This window comes from Arthrobacter sp. FW306-1B-G06A (genome assembly GCF_058781765.1).
In genome coordinates, this window is the sequence record NZ_JBYSXB010000027.1 from 57,978 (window position 1) to 74,355 (window position 16,378).

The 16,378-nt window shown below is 65.2% G+C and carries 11 protein-coding genes and 1 pseudogene; 8 read left to right on the forward strand and 4 right to left on the reverse strand.

Annotation, left to right across the window (positions count from 1 at the left end):
- Positions 1 to 100: 100 nt before the first annotated feature.
- Together AC3WJM_RS14840 and AC3WJM_RS14845 are read right to left on the reverse strand one after the other, a co-directional pair.
- Positions 101 to 1,459 (reverse strand): MFS transporter, encoded by a 1,359-nt coding sequence (locus tag AC3WJM_RS14840; RefSeq protein WP_284990738.1) that lies wholly within the window; start codon positions 1,457 to 1,459, stop codon positions 101 to 103.
- 35 nt (positions 1,460 to 1,494) lie between these two features.
- Positions 1,495 to 2,433, reverse strand: coding sequence for a proteasome assembly chaperone family protein (locus AC3WJM_RS14845; RefSeq protein ID WP_441437399.1), 939 nt, complete (start codon positions 2,431 to 2,433; stop codon positions 1,495 to 1,497).
- 319 nt (positions 2,434 to 2,752) lie between these two features.
- Between AC3WJM_RS14845 and AC3WJM_RS14850 the strand changes: the two genes are divergently transcribed.
- The 5 genes from AC3WJM_RS14850 (at position 2,753) to AC3WJM_RS14870 (ending at position 8,897) form a co-directional block, all read left to right on the forward strand.
- Positions 2,753 to 4,273: a leucyl aminopeptidase gene (locus AC3WJM_RS14850; RefSeq protein ID WP_284990741.1), complete on the forward strand. Its 1,521-nt coding sequence runs from the start codon at positions 2,753 to 2,755 to the stop codon at positions 4,271 to 4,273.
- 234 nt (positions 4,274 to 4,507) lie between these two features.
- Positions 4,508 to 5,890 carry a dihydrolipoyl dehydrogenase gene (gene lpdA / locus AC3WJM_RS14855; RefSeq protein WP_492272251.1) on the forward strand — a complete coding sequence of 461 codons (1,383 nt, stop codon included), beginning with the start codon at positions 4,508 to 4,510 and terminating at the stop codon, positions 5,888 to 5,890.
- 126 nt (positions 5,891 to 6,016) lie between these two features.
- Positions 6,017 to 7,780 carry a 2-oxoglutarate dehydrogenase, E2 component, dihydrolipoamide succinyltransferase gene (gene sucB, locus AC3WJM_RS14860; RefSeq protein WP_284990743.1) on the forward strand — a complete coding sequence of 588 codons (1,764 nt, stop codon included), beginning with the start codon at positions 6,017 to 6,019 and terminating at the stop codon, positions 7,778 to 7,780.
- Positions 7,781 to 7,901: 121 nt separating this feature from the next.
- Positions 7,902 to 8,255 (forward strand): hypothetical protein, encoded by a 354-nt coding sequence (locus tag AC3WJM_RS14865; protein ID WP_284990744.1) that lies wholly within the window; start codon positions 7,902 to 7,904, stop codon positions 8,253 to 8,255.
- Positions 8,256 to 8,468: 213 nt separating this feature from the next.
- A complete protein-coding gene (locus AC3WJM_RS14870; protein WP_078105540.1) occupies positions 8,469 to 8,897 on the forward strand; it encodes an OsmC family protein in 429 nt (142 codons plus the stop codon).
- A gap of 85 nt (positions 8,898 to 8,982) precedes the next feature.
- On the opposite strand, the gene AC3WJM_RS14875 is transcribed toward AC3WJM_RS14870, so the two are convergent.
- Positions 8,983 to 12,519, reverse strand: coding sequence for a S41 family peptidase (locus AC3WJM_RS14875; protein WP_492272252.1), 3,537 nt, complete (start codon positions 12,517 to 12,519; stop codon positions 8,983 to 8,985).
- Positions 12,520 to 12,603: 84 nt separating this feature from the next.
- Here AC3WJM_RS14875 and AC3WJM_RS14880 point away from each other — a divergent pair, with 84 nt between their 5' ends.
- Positions 12,604 to 13,503 (forward strand): TIGR01777 family oxidoreductase, encoded by a 900-nt coding sequence (locus AC3WJM_RS14880; RefSeq protein ID WP_492272253.1) that lies wholly within the window; start codon positions 12,604 to 12,606, stop codon positions 13,501 to 13,503.
- A gap of 4 nt (positions 13,504 to 13,507) precedes the next feature.
- Here AC3WJM_RS14880 and AC3WJM_RS14885 read toward each other — a convergent pair whose 3' ends face one another.
- Positions 13,508 to 15,199, reverse strand: coding sequence for a protein kinase domain-containing protein (locus AC3WJM_RS14885; protein WP_492272254.1), 1,692 nt, complete (start codon positions 15,197 to 15,199; stop codon positions 13,508 to 13,510).
- A 143-nt stretch (positions 15,200 to 15,342) separates the two neighbouring features.
- Between AC3WJM_RS14885 and lipB the strand changes: the two genes are divergently transcribed.
- Both lipB and AC3WJM_RS14895 read left to right on the forward strand, forming a co-directional pair.
- Positions 15,343 to 16,011, forward strand: coding sequence for a lipoyl(octanoyl) transferase LipB (gene lipB, locus AC3WJM_RS14890; protein ID WP_059389125.1), 669 nt, complete (start codon positions 15,343 to 15,345; stop codon positions 16,009 to 16,011).
- Positions 16,008 to 16,378 (forward strand): annotated as a pseudogene (locus tag AC3WJM_RS14895) (lipoyl synthase); the annotation flags it as partial. The gene lipB and the pseudogene AC3WJM_RS14895, both read left to right, overlap by 4 nt.

Genomic DNA, 16,378 nt, shown 5'->3' on the forward strand with positions numbered 1-16,378 from the left:
ATCCAGCATCGGCATCAATGGCGGGCCACGGCAGGCCTCAATTGCCCTATGTGGACAAAGGTGTCCGTCGACCCCTGTGGAGGAACACCGCGAAAACAGGCTACGGCGTGGAACTCCGCTGCTTCGCGAGACGTTCGCGGCGCAATTCCACGCGGCGCCGGCGCTGGTTCGCCAACGACACGAGGAGCGGCGGGACGTGGACGCCTTGGGCGGCCATCTGACGGCGCACCTTGCGACGGGTCATGAGGATCAACACCGTGCCCACGAGAAGGAACAGGAACTGCACGCTCAATGCGATGCGGAAGGACGCCAGGCCGTACAGCTCCCCGCCCGAGAAACCACTCGTGTGGAGAATGTCGAGGATGAGCCCAACCAAGTAGATCGTCAGGAGCGCGGCAACGAAGCCGCCCACATTGACGATGCCCGTGGCGGTACCAATCCTGTGGGAAGGATTGAATGTCCGGGCAAAATCAAAGCCGATCATGGACCCGGGTCCGCCGATCGCCAGGGCAATCACGAGCAATGCAAGCAACCACAGGGGCGCCCTGCTGGGCAACAGCAGGACAGCAGCCCAGGCAAGTGCCGTAGCCGCCGTGATCAGGAGCACCATGGCCGAGCGCCGCATCGGGTGCCTGGCCACGAAGGTTCCAAACAGAGGGCCCACGAGAATGCTGGTGACGACGAACAGTCCCATCAGGGCGGACACAGTGGCCGGGTTCAGGCCCTGCGCCGAGACCAGGAACGGGTAGCCCCAGGACATGGCGAAGACGTTGCCGCTGAACTGGACAGTGAAGTGGCACCAGAGTCCCAGGCGCGTGCCGGGCTGCTTCCAGGCACGCGCGAGGGTCACGCCCGTGGCGCGCAGCCCCTGCGCGTTCTCCCTGGGCGGGTGGCCCGGCGGAACGTCCCTGAGCAAGGCAAGGACAAGGACGACGGCGAGCGCGGACAACGAGCTCAACGCCAGGAAAGCCGTGTTCCAGCCTGCCGAATGAAGGACGAGGGCGAAGGGCACCACACTGATGAGCTGGCCGAGCTGGCCCGACATTCCCGTCAGCTGGGTGACGAGCGGAACCCTCGCCGGCGCGAACCAGATCGGCACGAGGCGGATCACGGAGACGAAGGTCATGGCGTCCCCGGCGCCGACCAGGACCCTGCCGAGCACTCCAGCCGGAACAGCGTCGGCATATGCCAGCTGGAGTTGACCGAGGCCCATGAGTACGGCACCGCTGGCGATCATGGCGCGCGAGCCGAAGCGGTCAACCAGGAGCCCAACCGGTATTTGGAGGCCTGCGTAGACCAGCAGCTGAAGCACGGTGAAGAAGGAGATGGCCGCCGCGCTGGCATGGAACCGTTCGGTAGCCTCCAGCCCGGACACACCAAAGGATGTGCGCTGGGCCACTGCCACAAGGTAGGCAAGCACCCCGATCGTCCAAATGAGCCAGGCGCGGGGTGCGTTCACCCTTCCATTATGCCCGGGGCCGCATTAAAGCTGCTTTATGGGCGCGCATCTTTACGTGCGAGATACGCCTCAACCGCCGCGCCCAGATCCTCGGCGTTGGGCAATTCGTCGTTCTCGTCGGCCAGCAGCGAACGGCGGACCGTTCCCTCGGCCTTGTCGTCATAGCGGGACTCCAGCTTGGAAACGACCTGCTGGACGTCCTCGGATGCTTCCACTTGTTCGGCGATCTGCCTGCCCACTTCCCTGCCGGCCTCGCGAAGGCGGTCCGTCGGCAGCATCAGGGACGTGGCTGCACCGAGGTATTCGAGTCCCGCCACCGCTGCCGGCGGGTACTCGGCATCCGCAAGGTAGTGCGGGACGTGGATGACATACCCGGCCACTTTCCGCCCGGCTTCGGCCAGCCGCAACTCGAGGATGTGGCCAATGGCCGCAGGAACCTCGACCGTCGGCTTCCACGTGGAAATGCCCTCGATGAGTTCCGGACGGTTGCCGTGCACCGTGACACCAACCGGCCGGGTGTGCGGAACCGGCATAGGGATGGAGTGGATCCAGGTCACCAGGTTGACGTCCAGTTTTTCCACGATCCCGACGACGGCGCGCGCGAAACGCTCCCACTGGAGGTCCGGTTCAAAACCGGCAAGCAACAGGAACGGCTCGCCCAAGCCGTCATTCAGCTTGTAAAGCGCCAATTGAGGGGCCTTGTAGTCTTCCAGATGGTCTTCGACAAAGCTGATGTGGGGACGGCGCGTGCGGTAGTCGATGAGCTGGTCGGCGTCGAACACAGCCACCGTTTCGACTTCGAGCGTATCCAGCAGTTCCCGGTTGATCTGCTGGACCACGTGCCCGGCGTCAGCGAATCCCGTGAAGCCCATCAGCATGTTGAGGCCCCTGGTGTCCGGGCTGTGGAAGAGCTCGATGTTGCTCGCGTAGAGCGACTCAGGGTCAAGGAGTGAGCCGGAAATCCGTTCAAGCACGGCATGTTCCTTTCGCAGTTTCAAGTTCATTGGAGGAGCAGGCGGCTGCACGCCGCAGCGGATGCCTTGGCGGCCGGCCACGCTCCCTGTATTGGTACAACGCCCCGGACGGGCCGCGCATTCCTGTCGGCCAATGTGCCGCAACTCTCATTTAATTGCTTTCCGGCGCGGCAGACAGACTACGATCGAGACGTGCCGCCGTGTGCGGACCCAAGCAACCACCGACGTTGTCCCAGGCGGACAACGGAGGGGTACCAGGGCCGGGCGCCTAACATGCAGCCCGGCCAAGCCATGCAGAGAGAGATGAGGACAAATCCTCGTGGTGAAGACTACAGACATCACCCTTGGCACTATCGCCAAGGACCTGAAGAAGGCGCCCAGCGACGCACTCGTGATAGCCGTCGGTCAGGGGGAAGACGGGCCGGTACTGCTCGGGAACCCCTTGGGCGCGAAGGCCGCGGAAACCCTCGCGGCTTCATTGGGCCTCCTCGGCATCACGGGAGCAGCCGATCAGGTACACCGTCTGCCGGGTCTTCCGGAGACCGGTTCGGGCGTCCTCGTCCTGGCGGGTGTCGGCAAAGTCGCCGACGACGCCCTCCTGGCCGAGGAAACCCTGCGCCGGACTGCGGGATCCGCCGTCCGCCAACTTGCCGGTTTGTCCTCCGTGACACTGGCCCTCCCGACGGCGTCCCTCGCCGACGTCGCAGCCGTCGCCGAAGGCGCTGTGCTGGGTTCCTATTCCTATACAGAGCACCGCTCCAGCAAGGACGGCCTCAAGGACCCGGTCGGCAAGGTCCTGATCCACACGGCGTTTGACGGCAAGGACGTCCAGCCCGCGCTCGATCGGGCCTTGCTCGTGGGACGCGCGGTCAACGCCACCCGCACGCTGGTCAACGAGCCTCCGAGCCACCTCTACCCGGAGTCCTTTGCCGAAGCTGCCAAGGAACTCTCCAAGGGGCTGCCGGTCAAGGTCACCGTGTGGGACGAAAAACGCCTCGAAAAGGACGGGTTCGGCGGAATCCTGGGCGTTGGAAAAGGTTCGACCCGCCAGCCGCGCCTCGTCAAGGTGGAGTACGCCCCGGCCAAGGCCACCAAGAAGATCGCCCTGGTCGGTAAGGGCATCACCTTTGACACCGGCGGCATTTCTATCAAGCCGGCCCTCGGCATGGGCGACATGAAGAGCGACATGGCGGGCGCCGCCGTCGTACTTAATACTGTCCTGGCCGTCGCGGGGCTCGGGTTGCCCGTCAAGGTGACCGCGTGGCTCTGCATCGCCGAGAACATGCCCTCGGGCGCTGCACAGCGCCCGGCAGACGTCCTTACCGTGTACGGCGGCAAGACGGTCGAAGTCCTCAACACCGACGCCGAGGGACGCCTGGTCATGGCGGACGGAATCGTCGCGGCCAGCCTCGAGCAGCCGGACGCCATCATCGACGTCGCGACGCTGACGGGCGCCCAGCTGATCGCCCTCGGCAACCGCACTGCCGGAGTCATGGGTTCCGACTCCGTCACGGGCGCGCTCAAGTCCGCGGCAGACCGCGCGGGCGAACTCGTGTGGCCGATGCCGCTGCCGGAAGAGCTTCGGGCCAGCCTCGATTCGCAGGTGGCGGACATCGCCAACATCGGCGAACGCCACGGTGGAATGATGACGGCGGCCGTGTTCCTGCGTGAGTTCGTCGGGAAGGACGCCGAGGGCAAGCAGATCCCCTGGGCGCACGTCGACATCGCCGGCCCGTCCTTCAACAACGGCAGCCCCTACGGCTACACGCCCAAGCAAGGCACCGGCTGCACTGTCCGGACGCTGCTCGCTTACGTCGAAGACGTGCTGGCGACGGCCTAAGCAAGTCCCAAGTGGGGCCGGTTCATGACCGGCCCCACGGCCCGACGTGAGTCTGGCCACAAGCGCCCCACAAATGCCCCGGCAGGGTGGAGCATGGATAAGTGGTTCGCTAAGGTGAACCACGGTAGTCACAAATGCAAGAGAACTTCGGTGCTGGCATAATCGCGGCAGTACAAGTTCCAAGACCAGATGACGCGTAGTCGCGTGTCATCGCTCACGCGAGGGAGCGTCCTAGTGGCCGATCAGGCAACTGCGCAAGAATTCGACATCCTGGTACTCGGTGGCGGCAGCGGCGGCTACGCCACGGCTCTGCGTGCCGTTCAGCTTGGTTTCACCGTTGGCCTCGTCGAGAAGGGAAAGCTCGGCGGCACCTGCCTGCACAACGGCTGTATCCCCACCAAGGCCCTGCTGCACTCGGCCGAACTGGCCGACCACGCACGCGACTCCGCCAAGTACGGCGTCAACGTCACGTTGGACAGCATCGACATCACGGCCGTGAACGCCTACAAGGACGGAATCGTCGCCGGTAAGTACAAGGGCCTGCAGGGACTCATCAAGTCCAAGGGCATCACGGTCATCGAAGGCGAAGGCAAGCTGCAGGGCACCGACACCGTCGTCGTGGACGGCACAGCCTACAAGGGCAAGAACATCGTCCTGGCCACGGGTTCCTACTCCCGTTCCCTGCCCGGCCTGGAAATCGGCGGCCGCGTCATCACGTCCGATGAAGCGCTGACCATGGACTACATCCCCAAGAGCGTCATCGTCCTCGGCGGCGGCGTCATCGGCGTCGAATTCGCTTCCGTGTGGAAGTCCTTCGGCGTCGACGTCACGATCGTCGAAGGCCTCCCCTCCCTCGTTCCGAACGAAGACACCGCCATCGTGAAGAACCTTGAGCGCGCTTTCAAGAAGCGCGGCATCAAGTTCAGCACCGGCGTCTTCTTCCAGGGCGTCGAGCAGGACGACAACGGAGTGAAGGTCACCCTGGTTGACGGCCAGACCTTCGAAGCCGATCTCCTCCTGGTTGCCGTTGGCCGTGGCCCCGTCACCGCCAACCTCGGCTACGAAGAGGCAGGCGTCACCATCGACCGCGGCTTCGTCATCACCAACGAGCGCCTGCACACCGGCGTCGGCAACGTCTACGCCGTCGGCGACATCGTCCCGGGCGTCCAGCTGGCCCACCGCGGTTACCAGCAGGGCATCTTCGTCGCCGAAGAGATCGCCGGCCTGAACCCGGTAGTCGTCGAAGACGTGAACATCCCGAAGGTCACCTTCTGCGAACCTGAAATCGCCACCGTCGGCTACACCGAAAAGGGCGCCAAGGAGAAGTTCGGCGAGGACCAGGTCCAGACCCAGGAATACAACCTGGCCGGCAACGGCAAGAGCTCCATCCTGGGCACCGGCGGCATCGTGAAGGTGGTCCGCCAGAAGGACGGCCCCGTCGTCGGTATCCACATGATCGGTTCCCGCATGGGCGAGCAGATCGGCGAAGCACAGCTGATCGTCAACTGGGAAGCACACCCGGAGGACGTGTCACAGTTCATCCACGCACACCCGACGCAGAACGAGACCCTGGGCGAAGTCCACCTCGCGCTGGCAGGAAAGCCGCTCCACGGCTAAGTCTTTACGCAAGACACCCGGTCCTGCGCCCGCACGAACTGCGGGCGCCCCCCCCCCCCCCCCCCCCCCCACCCCAGCAGGCAACACTCATCCGCACTAAAGATCAATAAGGAGAACGGGGACGACATGTCTGAATCCGTTAACTTGCCCGCCCTTGGTGAAAGCGTCACCGAAGGCACCGTCACTCGCTGGCTCAAGCAGGTTGGTGACCGAGTGGAAGTCGACGAGCCCCTGCTCGAAGTTTCCACCGACAAAGTAGACACTGAAATCCCGTCTCCTATTGCCGGCATTATCGAAGAAATCCTCGTGGCTGAAGACGAGACCGCCGAAGTCGGCGCTCCCCTGGTCCGGATCGGCAGCGGCAGCAACGGCGCTGCAGCGCCCGCCGCCGCACCTGCGGAAGAAGCACCGGCAGCCCCCGCACCTGAAGCAGCACCGGCACCTGAAGCAGCACCGGCTCCCGTCGCCGAAGAAGCCGCAGCCCCGGCGGCAGCTTCCGGCGAGGCATCGGGTCACGATGTGACTCTCCCCGCCCTGGGTGAAAGCGTCACCGAAGGCACCGTCACCCGCTGGCTCAAGGCCGTGGGCGACAGCGTCGAGGTGGACGAACCGCTCCTCGAGGTCTCCACCGACAAGGTCGACACCGAGATCCCCTCCCCCGTGGCCGGTACTTTGCTTGAGATCCGCGTCAACGAGGACGAGACCGCTGAAGTCGGCTCTGTCCTTGCCGTCATCGGCTCGGGCGCCCCCGCCGCAGCGGCACCCGCACCTGCGGCAGCACCCGCAGCCCCGGCACCTGTGGCTGCAGCCCCCGCCGCACCGGCACCCGTCGTTGAAGCCGCACCCGCGCCGGCAGCAGCACCGGCACCCGCAGCACCGGCTGCCCCGGTAGCCGCACCCGCGCCGGCAGCAGCTCCGGCACCCGCAGCGTCTTCGAGCGAGTCCGGTTACGTCACCCCGCTCGTCCGCAAGCTTGCCAACCAGAACGGTGTCGACATCACCACCGTGACGGGCACCGGCGTCGGCGGCCGTATCCGGAAGCAGGACGTGCTCGCCGCAGCCGACGCAATGAAAACGGCTGCGCAGGCAGCATCGATTTCTGCGCCGGCGGCCGCAGCTCCCGCGACACCCGGCAAGCCTGCTGCCGCCCCCGTGGCTGCTTCCTCGCTCCGCGGTACCGTGGAGAAGGCTCCCCGCATCCGCCAGGTCATCGCCCGCCGCATGCGCGAGTCCCTCGAAACCTCAACGCAGCTGACCCAGGTGCACGAGGTCGACATGACCAAGATCGCCAAGCTCCGCCTCAAGGCCAAGGGCTCCTTCGAGGCCCAGAACGGCGTCAAGCTGACCTTCCTGCCATTCATCGCCAAGGCCGTGGCCGAAGCCTTGAAGCAGCACCCCAAGCTGAACGCTGCGTATGACGAAGACAAGCAGGAAATCACCTACCACAACGCGGAACACCTCGCGATTGCGGTGGACACCGACAAGGGCTTGCTGGTTCCGGTCATTTCCGACGCCGGCAACCTGAACCTTGCCGGCCTGGCCAGCAAGATCGCCGACGTCGCCGGCCGCACCCGCCAGGGGAAGATCGGTCCGGACGAGCTGTCCGGCGGTACGTTCAGCATCACCAACATCGGTTCTGTCGGCGCACTGTTCGACACGCCGATCATCAACCAACCGCAGGTGGGCATCCTGGGCACCGGCGCGATCGTCAAGCGTCCTGTCGTGGTTGCGGACGAAAACGGTGACGACTCGATCGCCATCCGCTCCATGATGTACCTGTCCCTCACGTACGACCACCGCCTGGTTGACGGTGCCGACGCCGGCCGCTTCCTGCAGACCCTCAGGGCCCGCCTTGAGGAAGGTGCCTTCGAAGCCGACCTCGGCCTCTAATAAGTATCATCACGTGACGGGAAGGTCCCGGAGGGAAACCGCCGGGACCTTCCCGTCTTTGCATGCATTTTCTTCCGTGGCTTTGCTACGGCTCGTAGAAGAATCTGGCTAAGCTGGAGCCATGACTATCCTCTTCAACGTCCTGCTGTTCTTGCATATCGTCGGCGCAGCCATGATTGTGGGCTACTGGATCGCCACCATGAAGCAGCCGACCGTCCACCCGCGCCAGCGCGACGGCGCCTTCGTGCAGCTGATCACCGGCATTGCCATGATGGGAATCCTCCCCATGCTGCCCAACACCCACCCCGACTACTTCAAGCTGGGCATCAAGTTCGCGATCGGCCTCGCCGTGGCCGTGCTCGCCGTCATCGGCTCACGCAAGGTCAAGAAGGGCGAACCGGTCTCAACAGGACTGGCCCATGGCGTCGGCGGCCTGGGATTGCTCAACATCGCCATCGCAACGATCTGGCAGTAGGAGCGGAAAAGCGCTGACCGGAGCAAACCGCGCGGCCGCCTGGACCATTCGTCCGGGCGGCCGTCGCCGCTTAATCCGTGGCCGCCCGAACCACGGCAGTCACAATCCTCTGAGAGCGGACAAGCGGTGCGCGGCCGCCGTCGAATCCCTAGGATTGAACCCGGCGGCATCCGGTATCCGGATGCCAATTCGCAACGACGCTGAGGAGTGGACATGGCAACAACACGCACCGCACACACCGTATGGAACGGCAACCTGATCGAAGGCGCCGGCAACACCACGCTGGACAGCTCCGGACTCGGAACCTTCAACGTCACCTGGAAGGCCCGCGCGGAGTCCGCAGAGGGCAAGACCAGCCCCGAAGAGCTGATTGCCGCCGCGCACTCGGCATGCTTCTCGATGGCCTTCAGCAACGGCGTCGCAGGCGCAGGCTTCACGCCGGAGGAGGTCAACACGAAGGCCGACGTCACCTTCCAGCCAGGCGAAGGCATCACGGGCATCCACCTGACCGTGAGCGCACGCATCCCCGGTGTTTCCGAAGAGGAATTCCAGCGCCTCGCCGAAGACGCCAAGCTCAACTGCCCGGTTTCCCAGGCACTCCGGGCAACCCCGATCACGCTGGATGCCACGCTCGCTTCCTAGCGGCAACCCGTCCGAAACCTGTCCAAAAAGCGAGTCCCCGCCTTTCCTTCCGGAAGGGCGGGGACTTCGTCGTGCGGGCCTCCAGCTAGCTCTTGTGCGGCCTTGCGGGCAACGCGGCCGGGCGGAGCTTGCGGTAGCCTTCACGCACCGGTGGCCGGTCCGTGGGTAGTTCCTGCACCATTTCCTTGAGCGCGCCGATCCCGTACTCCAGCTGGGGATCGGTACCGGCCGCGTAGGCGTGCGGCGGGAACACTACTTCGATGTCAGGCTCAACCCCGAAGTTCTCCACGCTCCAACCGATGCCGCCGGAGAACCACGTGGCATAGCGCGGCTGGGTCACGCCGGTGCCGTCAGCCAGGGCGAAACGGTTGTCGATGCCGACCACGCCGCCCCAGGTCCGGGTGCCGATGACCGGGCCGATGCCGCGGAGTTTGGACACCTGCGTGATGATGTCGCCGTCGGAGCCGGCGAATTCGTCGGCGAGGATAATGACGGGGCCGCGCGGGGCGTGGTGCGGGTACGTACGCGGCTTTTCGCCGCGCGGCATGCTCCAGCCGGTGACCTTGCGGCCGATCAGTTCAGCCACGAGCTGCGACGTGTGGCCACCGCGGTTCCGCCGGACATCGACAATCAACCCGTCCAGCGCGGTCTCGGTGTCAAGGTCCCGGTGAAGCTGCGCCCAGCCATTGGCCATCATGTCCGGTACATGCAGATAGCCGAACTTTCCATTCGAGGCCTCGCGCACGGTGCGCCTGTTGGCGTGAACCCACTCCTGGTACCGCAAGCGTTCCTCGTCCTTCACTGGAACCACGGCGATCCGCCGCTGCCGGCCTGCCGCCCCGGCGTGCCGGCCGCCGTTCAGGATCGTGAGTTCCACGGTCCGGCCCGCTGCGCCCACCAGTTGCTTGGCCGGAGTTCGGTCTGCGGAGAGCCCGACGCCGTCGATCGCCAGGATCACGTCGCCCACCTTCGCGTCGGCTCCCGGCCGGGTCAGCGGCGAGTTGGCCAGAGGGTCGGAAGTGTCTCCCGCCAGGATGCGCGTGATCTCCCAACCGGCTTCCGTGAGCTTGAGGTCGGCACCGAGCCTGCCCTGTCCGTTGCTCCCTGGTTCGCCCACCGCAGCCGGACGCACGTATGCGTGGGACGTGCCAAGCTCACCGTGCAGTTCCCACAGAAGGTCCACCAGGTCGTCGTGCGAGCCGAGGCGTTCGACGACGGGACGGTACCGCCGGTAGACCGAATCCCAGTCCTGGCCCGCCATGTCTTCGGTCCAGAAGAAGTCCCGCTGCAGCCGCCATGCTTCGTCGAATGCCTGTCCCCATACGGACAACGGATCCAAGACCATCCGGATCCGGTTCAGCTCAACCTTGACAAGCTCTCCCGATTCTTCCTCGGCCTTGGCGTCGGATGGTACGGCGACAACCTGCTTGTCATTGACGAAGACCAGTTTCTTGCCGTCTCCAGAGAGTCGGTAGCGCTCCACGGCGGGGACGAGTGTGACCTGTTTCTGCTTCGAAAGCTCGTAGCGGACCAGCGCTGGAGCAGGTGCCTTGTCCTGCACCGTGCCACGGCCATCTCCCGTGACGCCTGAGAGGGGGGTATCGAGCCACAGCAGCGCGCCGCCGGAGGCCGAAAGCGCCGAGTAGTTGCCCTGCGGCACCGGGACGCCGATGACGCGCAACGGCAGGCCCTCACGGTCCACCCGGACCGTGAGGGCGGTTCCGGCACCATCCCCGGTACCGTCCTTCTCGGCGTTCCTTGCGCCGTTCTCCCCTTCGGGTACGGCGTCCGCTTCCTCCTCGTCCAGCATGTCCACGACCGGGCCGAAAGGCGAAGGAGTGGCTGCAGCGAGTGCCACAAGGTACGGCTTGATGGGGCTGGGGAACGACAGGTCGAAGGCATGGCCGTCGTACACGGGATCGAAGCTGCGGTTCGAGAGGAACGCCAGAAATTTTCCGTCGGGAGTGAAGGCCGGCGATTCGTCGCAGAAGCGGCCGTCCGTGACCTCCACGATGTCTCCAGGGTTGGCGGTGTTGACCATGCGCAACTTGCTCCGTGAGCCGAAGGATGTCACAGGCTCTGACCATGCGAGCCATTGCGAGTCCGGCGACCACGCGAGGCCGTCAATGCTGCCGTCCCCTACGCTGACAAGCCGCGACAAGGTGCCATTGGCAGTGTCGGCCAGGTAAACGTCCCCGAACGCGGTACCCACGGCAAGCCACTTGCCATCGGGACTGGCTTCGAGGGCGCTCGGACGGGCTGCCCTGGGGAAATCGATCCTCAGGAAGTCGAGCCGTGGCTCTTCGGCTCCGCCACGTGTGGCGCTCATCGGTGCAGTCACGCTATCCGCGGACGCCGCAGCTGGCTCCGCGTGCGGTTCCTGCAGCCGAACCCCGGACGTCTCGGGCTGTCCCGTGATCGCCGATGCCGAGACGGGGCGGGGCAGTTGTCCGGCGCCGTCCTCTTCACCTTCGCGTCGGGCGGGTGCGGCGTCCTGGACTGGTGCTTCGACCGCCGGTTGCGACAAGCGCGGGGCAATCCTCTTGATGTAGATGGCGTCGACGCCGTCATGGTCCGCTACGTAGGCGATACGACCGTCAATAAGGGGCCGGGGAAGCCGTGCCCGCACGCCGGGAGTCGCTTCGACAACGCGGGACGGTCCGTCTTTGTGGCGCAGCCAGTGGATGGTTCCGTGGGATTCCACAGCGCTTGCCGAACCGGCCGCGTTGGGGAAGACGTCGCCCAAGTGGGCGGCGACTTTGAGGGGTGCCGGCCGCCGCGACTGGGATGCCGAGCCCAGGCTGACGTCAAGCCGTACTGCCTCGGCGTCGGACTCAAGACTCGGCAGGATCCACAACTCGCCAGCCGATTCGAAGATGACCCGCTTGCCGTCGCTCGCGGCGTGCCGGACGTAGAAGTCCTCGTGATCGGTGTGCCGGCGCAGGTCCGAACCGTCCGGCCGCACCGAGTAAAGATTTCCGTAGCCCTCGTGATCCGAGAGGAAGGCGATCCGTCCGCCTACCCACAGCGGGTCCGCGAGGTTCCCGTCGAGCCCGGAAAGCAAGCGGGCGAACTCGCCGTTCCCGTCGGCGTCGATCCACAATTTACCGGCGGTACCGCCACGGTACCGCTTCCACCAGGCAGGCTCGCGCGACAGCACACTGGCAAGGACAACGGGTCGCTCGTCCCCCACTTCCGGGCCGAACGCCACCGATTCGACGGGGCCGAAAGGAAGCTCGACGGCGGGGCCGCCGTCGAACGGCAAGGCGTAAGCATGCGTGTGCCGCCCCTCGGCCTGTTCAAAAGCCGTCGTGACCACAACGTCGCCTGAGGAGGTGAATCCCTTGACACGGGTGGTGCTGTGACCGAAGTAGCTCAACTGCCGGTACCCGCCGCCGTCGACGTTCGCTGTCACCACCTCGGGAGCAGCCCCGACGATCGTCGTCCACACAAGCCGCTTGCCGTCCGGGGTGAAGCGGGGATTGCGCGCAGGGAGCTGCTGGGCCGAAATCCGCCACGCGCGGCCTCCGGCCACGGGCGCAATCCAAACGTCGTCTTCGGCCACGAAGGTGATCAAATCACCGTGCAAATGCGGGAAACGGAAGTAGCTGGAGGAGGTCATTGTTCGATCATAGTCAAAGGAGTCGCGAGGGCTTTTGAGGCCTGCCGTAATGCCGGAGTGATGCTTGCCATGATGAGATAGGGCATGCGAATCGTGATATCGGGTGCCTCGGGATTCATCGGAACTGCGCTCTCCGCGCATCTCCTCGGCAGCGGGCACGACGTCGTCCGGCTGGTTCGCCGCCCGCCTGAAGGAACCGGCGAAGCGTCTTGGGATCCGGCCGCGGGCCAACTGGATGAGGCGGTACTCGATGGCGCAGACGCTGTGGTCAACCTCTCCGGTGCAGGCATCGGGGAGCGGCGCTGGACCAAAGCACGCGTGCGCGAAATTATCGACTCACGATTGCGGACCACAAAAACTCTCACGGCAGCCATGGGACGGCTGGGAACTCCGCCCGGAACATTCCTGAGCCAGTCCGCCTCGGGTTACTACGGCTCGTCCCGTGCCGGCCTGCTCCGGGAAGACGCGGGGCCAGGCAAAGGCATGCTGGCCACCCTGTGCGTCGATTGGGAGGCCGCCGCCCACACGGCACCCGCAGGCGTGCGGGTGGTGACGCCGCGCACCGGCGTGGTCCTCAGCCCTGATGGCGGAGCGCTGGGTCCGCTCCTTCCGTTGTTGAAGATGGGCGTGGGCGGACCGTTGGGAAACGGCCGGCAATATTGGCCCTGGATTTCCCTTGTGGATGAAGTTTCAGCCTTCGAATACCTGCTCAACTCGGCGCTCGAAGGTCCCGTCAACGTGTGCGCCCCGGAAAGCGCTGACGTCAACGCCATCGTTGCGCAGTTGGCGGCGGCCCTGCACCGGCCTGCGTTCCTTCGCGTACCTGCCCCCGCGCTGCGATTGGTCCTCGGCAGCCATCTGGCGGAGGAACTTGTCCTCGCCAACCAGCGCATGGAACCGGCACGGCTGGTGGACTCAGGCTTTGCCTGGCAGCACCCCGCGCTGGCGGATGCCGCCCAATGGGTGGCAAGCGGCGGCAAATGATCATTTAAGACTGCTTGGCCAGGATCTCGGTGATCCTCCACGCGTCCTCGCCACGCAGGAGAACCACCCTGAGTTCCTGTGGTTCGCCCCGGGGCCGCGCTCCGACGATCTCCCCTGCTGCGTCCCGTTCTTCATAGGCGGACGTTTCCACCGTGACAGCAACTGCTGCCCGGTCCGGGCTGGAAGGTCTCTCCACACTCACGCTCGAGAGGGTGGTGGAAAAGCCCGCGAGAACCAAGCCGGCGCCGAGCAATTCGTCCTTGAGCTTTCCATCGGAGGCGGCAGCCGCCGAGCCCTGCACATTGACGTGTTCCAGGAGCTCGAACTTTCCGGAACTCAGCGCCTTGTCCCGGAGTGCCGACAGTCCCCGTATGGCTTCCTCCGGGTTTGCGGATCGGATCCGGCCCCATACCACCCCGGGAACTTCTGCCTCCACCGGGACTTTATCGGGACCGGCCCCCTGCTGGGTATTGCGCGGCATGCCGGGCTCGCTCGCGACTCGTTCTTCCTGGGAAGCACTCGACGCCGGGCCAGGGGCCGTTTGCCCGGCTCCCGGTCCTCGATCGCCAGCCCACCACACCGCGCCAGCCAACCACACAGCGGCTACTGATCCGGCGCCCGCAATCATCCCCAGAGCGAGCACGACGGGCGCCGCCCGCCGTCGTGCCGAAACCGGCGCAACCGCACGCCGGTGTCTGCGTCCCGACCCTGGAGGGCGGAAGCGGCCGAAAAGCGCCGCGATGCGGGCGCGCTTTGGGCGAGGAGCGGAAGCCCGACGCCGGGTCATCAGTTCCGGAACAACCGTCGCGTGCACCGAAACGGAAAGGTCCACAGCTTCCGGCGGTGCGCTTCGGTAGACCGCAACACCCAATTCGGCCGCGGACGGCCGCTGCTGCGCCTCTGGATGAAGCCCGGCCTCGATCGCAACGGCCAAGGCAGTAGGCACCGCAGGCACCAACAGTGTCAAGGGCGGCCGGCGTGCCGCAGTGTCCGGGGCGGAACCCGTGAGGCAATACCAGCCAAGCGCGGCGAGGGCGTAGGTATCGCGCTGCGGCTCCAGTTCCGCTGTCCCCCGGACAGCCGGAGCAGGATCCGCGAATCCTGGGGTGCCCGAGTCCGGAACCCCCGAGGCGTCCCCCACCATGCGGGAAATGCCCATGTCCGAGAGGAGCGGTTTCCCTTGCGCGGTGAAGAGGACATTTCCGGGCGAAACATCGGAGTGTGTCACTCCTTGGCAATGCAGATAGGCCAAGGCCTGTGCCAGGGGCGTCAGGATGGTCACTGTCTCGCCCACGCCAAGACTCCCCCTGCTGGACACCAACTGCCCAAGCGAGCCGCCAGGGGCGTAGTCCATGACCACGCCCAAGCCGCCGTCGACGGACTCTGCCAACTCAACAACGCCATGGACCTTGACGAGGTGCTCGTGGTCCAGCCTGGATAGAAGCCGCACCTCACGCAGCAGGGATGACTTGGCGTCGCGTGGATCCGCCGTCTCCGGTTTCCGGCCGAGGCATTTCACGGCGAAGCTTTTCCCCGACCGCTGTTCCGTTGCGAGCCACACCGTGGCTCTTCCGCCGCGGCCCAGTTCACGCACCGCAACAAAGCCCGGGATCACAGGTTCGGAAGGTTCGATCCCGTGGGAGGGCCTGTCCCGCTCACGGTCCTGGGCACTCCCGCAGGTCGAAAAAGTCTCCATGCCTCAACAAATACCGGAAATCGCGGATTCCCGCAGAAGTTATCCACAGGCCAAGGACCGGAGCCCTGCAAGCAAGCCGAGTACGACTGAGAGCTTGGCCACAAAATCATGGGCTGCGCCCCGCGGGGTCTAAGCTTGTCCCCATGACTCTTGAGTTTTCACAGCTGGGTCTTGCCCCGGATTTCGTTGACTACATGCAGGGCTGGGATATCCAGCGCGAACTCCACAACAAGGTTGTTGCCGGCGACAAACCCAGCACCGTCTTGCTCCTTGAACATGCCGCAGTGTACACGGCAGGCAAGCTCACGGAGGACCACGAGCGCCCGTTTGACGGCACGCCGGTTGTTCCCGTGGACCGTGGCGGCAAATTGACCTGGCACGGACCCGGCCAGCTCATTGCCTACCCCATCCTCAAACTGAAGAACCGCGCCGGGATCCGTGACTACGTCGAGCGTCTCGAAGCCGTCATGATCGCGATCATGGAGGACTACGGAATCAAGGCCACGCGGGTCAAAGGCCGGGCGGGAGTCTGGGTCCTCGCGGACGACAAGGGTCCGGACCGCAAGATCGCCGCGATCGGTATCCGCGTCCTCGACGGCGTGACCATGCACGGCGTGGCCATCAACTGCAGCAATGACCTCGCTCCCTACGCACAGATCATCGCGTGCGGCATCACCGACGCGAGCGTCACCACCATGTCCATCGAGACCGGCAAGACCATCAACCCGGCCGACATTGCCGAGCGCTTCATCGAAGAGTTCCGCAAGCACGAAGAAGCACTCGTATCCAGCCCCGAAGGAGCACTCCAGTGACCCTGGCACCTGAAGGCCGTAAGCTGCTGCGCGTTGAACAGCGCAACAAAGCCGTCCCGGTCGAACGCAAGCCCGAGTGGATCAAGGCCAAGGTCCAGATGGGCCCGGAATTCGTGGGCCTGAAGAACCTCGTGAAAAAAGAAGGCCTGCACACCGTCTGCGAGGAAGCCGGCTGCCCGAACATCTTCGAGTGCTGGGAAGACAAGGAAGCGACCTTCCTGATCGGCGGCTCCGAATGCACCCGCCGCTGCGACTTCTGCCAGATCGACACCGGCAAACCCTCTCCCGTTGACATGTTCGAACCCACCAAGGTCGCCCGCTCCGTCCAGGCCATGAACCTGCGCTACGCCACCGTGACCGGCGTCGC